This is a genomic window from Pseudomarimonas arenosa (genome assembly GCF_014841215.1).
Taxonomy (GTDB): Bacteria; Pseudomonadota; Gammaproteobacteria; order Xanthomonadales; family Xanthomonadaceae; genus Pseudomarimonas; species Pseudomarimonas arenosa.
The window spans coordinates 1-1,778 of sequence record NZ_JACYTR010000134.1; the positions used below are offsets into that span (position 1 = coordinate 1).

1 protein-coding gene is annotated in these 1,778 nt (G+C 65.9%); it reads right to left on the reverse strand.

The window, feature by feature from the left end:
- Positions 1 to 88: 88 nt before the first annotated feature.
- Complete coding sequence (ltrA, locus tag IFO71_RS21545; RefSeq protein ID WP_225444875.1) at positions 89 to 1,483, reverse strand: group II intron reverse transcriptase/maturase; 1,395 nt, start codon at positions 1,481 to 1,483, stop codon at positions 89 to 91.
- Positions 1,484 to 1,778 lie beyond the last annotated feature (295 nt).

Below are 1,778 nucleotides of genomic sequence, written 5' to 3' on the forward strand. Positions count from 1 at the left end.
CGATCGGGTCGCCCTGAGCGGATTGCGCCGCTCAGGGCTCCCACACCACCGGACATGCGGGTCCGCATCCGGCGGTTGCGTGGAGCGGCTAAGCCGCGGAGTGCCAGGGAAGACCGAAGCCCCAGCGACTGAGCCGGGCGTTCGGAAGCGCGGTGTGGAGAACAGGGTGGCGGGCCATGCGCCAAGCGCCGCGACGGCTCCAGGCCTGGCCGAGGGCACGGCCCTGGATGCCAAGACGTTGCAGCGCCCGCAGACGCCCACGCGGATGGTGCCAGCGCAGCCAGAAGTATTTCCGCTGGTGCCGACGAATCCAACCGCTGAGCCCGCACACTTGCCGCCAGCAGGTGGCAAAGCGGAAATAGCCCCACCAGCCGGTGAGGTACTCCCGCCAGCGCTGGGGCCGTTCCGTCAACGGCAACGAACAACGCGCATCCCACTGCGCGCGGACTTCGTCCTTGAGCCGTTCGAGGCTGCGCGGCGCCAGGTCGATCTCACCGTTGGCATGCAGCCGGAAACCGAGCAAGGTCGCCCCGTCGCTGGGGCCTCTGCCGCTCTTGTCGGCATTGACTTCCAGCTTCAGATGGCGCTGTAACCACTGGCTAAGACTGGCCAGCAGTCGCTCGGCCGCCCGCAGACTGCCGATGTACAACTGGATGTCGTCGGCATAGCGCACAAACGCGATGCCTCGTGCCTCCAGTTCGCGATCCAGCGACGTCAGGTAGATATTGGCCAGCAGCGGACTCAGAGGACCGCCTTGCGGCGTTCCACGTTGCCGTTTCTCCCGCCGGCCGTCGGCCTGCACCATCGGCGCCCGCAGATACTGCCCGATCAGGCGCAGCACCCGCTTGTCGGTGACCTCGCGCTTCACCTGCTCCATCAGGATGTCGTGGTCCACCTGGTCAAAGAACTGCTTGAGATCCAGATCCACCACATACCGTTTCCCTGACAGAACGTGGTCCCGCGCCGCCGCCACCGCGTCGTGCGCCGAGCGGCCACGTCGAAAACCGTACGAGTGCTCGCTCATCTTGGGCTCGAACACCTCGCCCAATACCTGTGACAACCCCTGCTGGATCAACCGGTCTTGCACGTTCGGTATCCCCAACAGGCGTTCACCCCCGTTCGGTTTCGGGATCGTCACCGCGCGTACCGCGCCAGGGCGGTACGTGCCGGCCACCAGCTTCTCGGCGATGCCGGGCCAGTGGCTGACCAGATGCCGGTGAGTAGCGTCCACCGTCTTCCGATCCACACCCCCGGCACCCGCGTTCGCTTTCACCTGCTGCCAGGCCGCCACCATGTTCTCGCGCGATACCACGCGCTCCATCATTCCTTCCATGACTTTCCTTACAGACCCCTTCTGGCATCCGACCGCGCGAACCGCCTGGCTGCCGAGTACGCCAGCGGCCATCCCGAGTTCCACTCGGTTCCGCCGCCGCCGGCCAAGGGGTGGCTGCCGCAGTTGCAGCGCCGCCTTGGTGTCGCTCAACCCGCCACGCCGTTCGGCTGTGGGACTGTGGTCCTCTCTGCACGCTTCGGCCCTTCATGCCCTCTCACGGCACCACTATGGCCTCTGCTGACTTCCACTCCGCTCTCACGGCGCGGATCTCCCCGAGTAAGAACATCGACTCTCACTTCATCCCGTCAGGCTCTACCGGGTACGTCTTCGGATGGACTTCGGGTTTCGCTGTTCCTAGCCAGCTCACCGCCCGTACCCGGCCTCACCACCTGTGCGTGCTCCTACGGTCAAAGTTTCGCTTTCCGCTTCCTCCAGCCGCCCCTCG